Annotated in this window: 4 protein-coding genes; 3 read left to right on the top strand and 1 reads right to left on the bottom strand. The window is 68.9% G+C overall.

The genetic code is table 11. The annotated features are described in order from the left end of the window. Positions 1–262: 262 nt before the first annotated feature. Together AC1RWI_RS37730 and kdpE are read left to right on the top strand one after the other, a co-directional pair. Positions 263–3,196: a DUF4118 domain-containing protein gene (locus tag AC1RWI_RS37730; protein ID WP_492870857.1), complete on the top strand. Its 2,934-nt coding sequence runs from the start codon at positions 263–265 to the stop codon at positions 3,194–3,196. 1 nt (position 3,197) lies between these two features. Beyond that, the gene (gene kdpE / locus AC1RWI_RS37725; protein ID WP_043342762.1) at positions 3,198–3,893 is read left to right on the top strand and encodes a two-component system response regulator KdpE; all 696 of its coding nucleotides are present in this window, start codon (positions 3,198–3,200) and stop codon (positions 3,891–3,893) included. Between the two features lie 59 nt (positions 3,894–3,952). Here kdpE and AC1RWI_RS37720 read toward each other — a convergent pair whose 3' ends face one another. Next, complete coding sequence (locus AC1RWI_RS37720) at positions 3,953–4,087, bottom strand: hypothetical protein (protein WP_492870856.1); 135 nt, start codon at positions 4,085–4,087, stop codon at positions 3,953–3,955. A 33-nt stretch (positions 4,088–4,120) separates the two neighbouring features. On the opposite strand from AC1RWI_RS37720, the gene AC1RWI_RS37715 reads away from it, so the two are divergent. Continuing rightward, positions 4,121–4,322 (top strand): hypothetical protein (locus tag AC1RWI_RS37715; protein ID WP_492870855.1); only part of this gene is annotated, 202 nt, incomplete at its 3' end.

The raw sequence follows: 4,322 nt of genomic DNA, 5'->3' as shown, positions 1-4,322 counted from the left end.
GGGGAGAGGGCGGGCGATCGTTACGCCGTCGTGCCGGAAAAAACCACGGGCTTCGCTTCAAGTGGCTCCTAGTCAAACCGCCCCTCTCCCCGGCCCTCTCCCCATGAGGGGAGAGGGAGAGACAGCCGTCGTCGTAGCTCGTGGTCTTGGCCCGTTCGGCGGCTTCGTCCCGCCCCCGCAGTGCGTTATTCGTGCCGGTGTTTGACCTTAAGCGTGGCACAATCGTTTTCATCCATCCACCTCCCGGGCAATGAACCCCACCATGCCTGACACCGCCCAGCGCGACGCCCCCGGCCGGCCCGATCCCGACGCCTTGCTGCAACGCATGCAGCAGGAGGGCGAGCGCGCCGCGCGCGGCAAGCTGCGGGTGTATTTCGGCGCCTCCGCGGGCGTGGGCAAGACCTTCGCCATGCTGACCGCGGCCCGGGCGCTGCGCGAGCAAGGCAGCGATGTCGTGATCGGCGTGGTGGAGACCCATGGCCGCGCCGAGACCGAGGCGCTGATCGCGGGGCTGGAGCGGCTGCCGATGAGGGCCATGCCGCATCACAAGCTCGACGACCGCGTGCTGCAGGAGTTCGACCTGGACGGCGCGCTGGCCCGGCGCCCGGCGCTGATCCTGGTCGACGAACTGGCGCACTCCAACGCGTCCGGCAGCCGCCACCCCAAGCGCTGGCAGGACATCGAGGAACTGCTCTCGGCCGGCATCGACGTGTGGACCACCGTCAACGTCCAGCACCTGGACAGCCTCAACGAGGCGGTGGGCGGCATCACCGGCATCCGTGTGTGGGAGACGGTACCCGACACGGTCTTCGATGACGCCGAGGAAGTCATCCTGGTGGACCTGCCCGCCGACGAATTGCTGCGGCGCCTGCGCGACGGCAAGGTCTACCTGCCGGAGCAGGCGCGCACCGCGGCCACCAATTTTTTCCGCAAGGGCAACCTGATCGCGCTGCGCGAGCTGGCGCTGCGCCGCACCGCCGACCGCGTCGACGACGACGTGCGCGCATACCGCCATGCCGAATCCATCCGGCCGGTATGGCGCACGCGCGAGGCGGTGCTCGCGTGCATCGGCACCGGCGACGATGCCGCGCAGGTGGTCAAGAGCGCGCGCCGGCTGGCCGGGCAGCTCGACTGCGACTGGCATGTGGTCACGGTGGCCACGCCGCGCCTGGCGCCGCTTGGCGGGCACGAGCGCGCGAATATCGAGGAGGCGATGCGGCTGGCCGAAGAGCTGGGCGCGCGCACCGAGACGCTGGCCGGCAGCGATATCGTGCAGGCGGTGGCGGGTTATGTGCGGCGCCACAACCTCACCAAGGTGGTGGTCGGGCGGGCCCCCGGCAACTGGCGCCGCAGCGGCGGCAGCCTCCTGGCGCGCGGCCGGGCGCTGCTGGCACTCGGCCTGTCGCCGTTCCTGGGCGCGCGCGCCTGGCTGTTCGGGCGCCACAGCTTTGCCGATTCGCTGGCGCTCGGCTGCCCGGAGATCGACGTGATCCGCGTGGCCGCCGACGCCATGGGCGCTGATACGCGCGGCCGCGCGCAACCGGCTGGCGGGCGCGCCGACGTGCGCGAGGATCCGGCGCCCAACGACGACAGCAGCGTGGTGGCGCACCGCATCGACTACCTGTGGGCGGTCGCATGGTGCGGGGGCGCCAGCTTGTTGTCGGCGCTGACGCGGCCGTGGTTCGACCTGGTCAATATCGCGATGTTGTTCCTCGCGGCCGTGGTCGGCGTGGCGCTGCGCCACGGCCGAGGCCCCGCTGCGCTGGCCTCGGTGCTGTCGGTGGCGGCCTTCGACTTTTTCTTCGTGCCGCCGCGCATGTCCTTCGCGGTGAGCGACGTGCAGTACCTCGTGACGTTCGCGGTGTTGCTGACGGTGGGCCTGGTGATCGGCCAGCTTACCGCCGGGCTGCGCGAGCAGGCCCAGGTGTCGGTGGAGCGCGAGACCGATGCGCGCACCCTGTACGAGCTGGCGCGCGAGTTGTCCGCTGCCTTGATGCCCGAGCAGATCATCGACATCAGCAGCCGCTTCCTGCAAGCCGCGCTTGGCGCGCGTTCGGCATTCTTCCTTGTCTCGCCCAAGGGGCGGTTGTTGCCGCCGGTGATCGACCCCACGCAGCGTGGCAATGACGCGATCGATCCCGTGCTGGCGCAATGGGTGTTCGATCACGGCCAGCCCGCCGGCACCGGCACGCATACGCTGCCGGGCAGCACCGTGCTCTACCTGCCGCTCAAGGCGCCGATGCAGACGCGCGGCGTGCTCGCGGTGGAGCCGCAGGAGTGGCGCGCCTTCGCGCGGCCAGAGCGGCGCCGCCAGATCGACGTGTTCGCCACGCTGATCGCCATCGCCATCGAGCGGCTGCATTACGTGGAGGTCGCGCAGCAGGCGCTGGTGTCGATGGAGTCGGAGCGCCTGCGCAGCTCGCTGCTGGCCGCCGTCTCGCATGATCTGCGCACGCCGCTGACCAGCCTGATCGGCATGGCCGAGACCATGCAGCGCACCGAGCCGCCGCTGCCTGCGTCGCTGTCGGAAACCGTCGATGCCATGCGCGAGCAAGCGCTGCGCATGCGCACCATGGTGGTCAACCTGCTCGACATGGCGCGGCTGCAAAGCCGTGACGTGCGCATGCAAAAGGAGTGGCAGTCGCTCGAGGAGCTGGTGGGCGCGGCGCTTGCCGGCATGCGTGATGCGTTGTCGCGGCACCGCGTGTCGGTCGCGGATCTATCGGCGCTGCCGCTGGTGGAGTGCGATGCGGTGCTGATGGAGCGCGTGCTGTGCAACCTGCTGGAGAACGCTGCCAAGTACACGCCGCCGGGCACCGGCATCCGCATCTCCGGCGAAGTGGCTGAAACGGAGGTGCGGCTCGCGGTGGCGGACGATGGCCCCGGCGTGCCGCGCGGGCAAGAGCTCTCGATCTTCCAGAAATTCACGCGCGGCGAGCGCGAGTCCGCGACCGCGGGCGTTGGCCTCGGGCTGGCCGTGTGCGAGGCCATCGTGCAGGCGCACGGCGGGCGCATCTGGGTGGAGAGCGTGAATGCGGACCACACCGGCGCACGTTTTGTCGTGGCGCTGCCGCGCGGCAATCCGCCTGCGATCGAGCCCGAGCCGCCCGAGGCACTTGAATCGGCGCTGCTAGCCGCGCACGGCAACGGCGGCGTGCCGGTTGCGCACGATGCCGCAAACAAGGAGTCCAGCTGAAATGGGATTTGAATTTTCGCCAACTGTCTTGCTGGTCGAAGACGAGCCGCATATCCGGCGCTTCGTGCGCGAGGCGCTGCAGGCAGAAGGCTGCGCCGTGCATGAAGCCGAGACGCTCAAGCGCGGCCTGATCGATGCCGGCACGCGCCAGCCCGACGTGGTGATCCTCGACCTGGGCCTGCCCGATGGCGATGGCATGACGCTGATCCGCGAGATGCGTACCTGGACCGAAGTGCCGGTGCTGGTGCTATCGGCGCGTTCCGGCGAGGACGACAAGATCGCCGCGCTGGACGCTGGCGCGGACGACTACCTGACCAAGCCCTTCGGCGTGGGCGAGCTGATCGCGCGTGTGCGCGTGCTGCTGCGCCGCCACGCCAGGACCAATCCGCAAGGCACGCCGCAGATCGGCTTTGGCGAGGTGCAGATCGACCTGGCCAACCGCGTGGTCACCCGCGCCGGGCAGGATGTGCACCTGACGCCGATCGAGTATCGCCTGCTCGCCGTGCTGATCGCGCATCGCGGCAAGGTCATGACGCATCGCGAACTGCTGCGTGAAGTCTGGGGGCCGGCGCACTCGGAGAGCAGCCACTACCTGCGGGTGTACATGGGGCACCTGCGGCACAAGCTGGAAGCCGATCCCGCGCAACCCTTGCACCTGATGACGGAGGTGGGGGTGGGATATCGGTTCGTGGGGTGATGCCATCGGCCGGCAACAGGATGCCGGCCGATGGGTAGTCAGGTAGTCAGGCGGTCGGCTCAAGTGGCGCCGGTGGCGATGTCGAGTGCCTTTATCTGCGCAGATCCATCTCCAATGGCATCACCGCAAAACTGACAAATCCTGACATTGCCGGGCAAAGCGAAAAAACCCCATCCTTGCTCGGATATAGTCATGGCCTTTCCCGCGAAACGCGACTTGAAGGGACCATGCTTCGGCTATTCTGGATCGTTCTCTTGTGCTGGCTCGGCCACAGCGCCGCATGGGCGGAAATGCGTCTGCCGCCGGCGGGAGAGGTCTCTCTGGGCGAGCATTGGGAACTGCTGCGCGATCCGCAGGATGTGCTGACCATCGAGCAGCTATCGCGGCCCGAGTTCGCGGCGGCCTTCCAGCCCCAGTACTCCCCTCCCG

It is taken from the genome of Cupriavidus sp. MPR-AND1C, from assembly GCF_058809705.1.
This window is presented reverse-complemented; position numbering and strand designations above follow the sequence as displayed.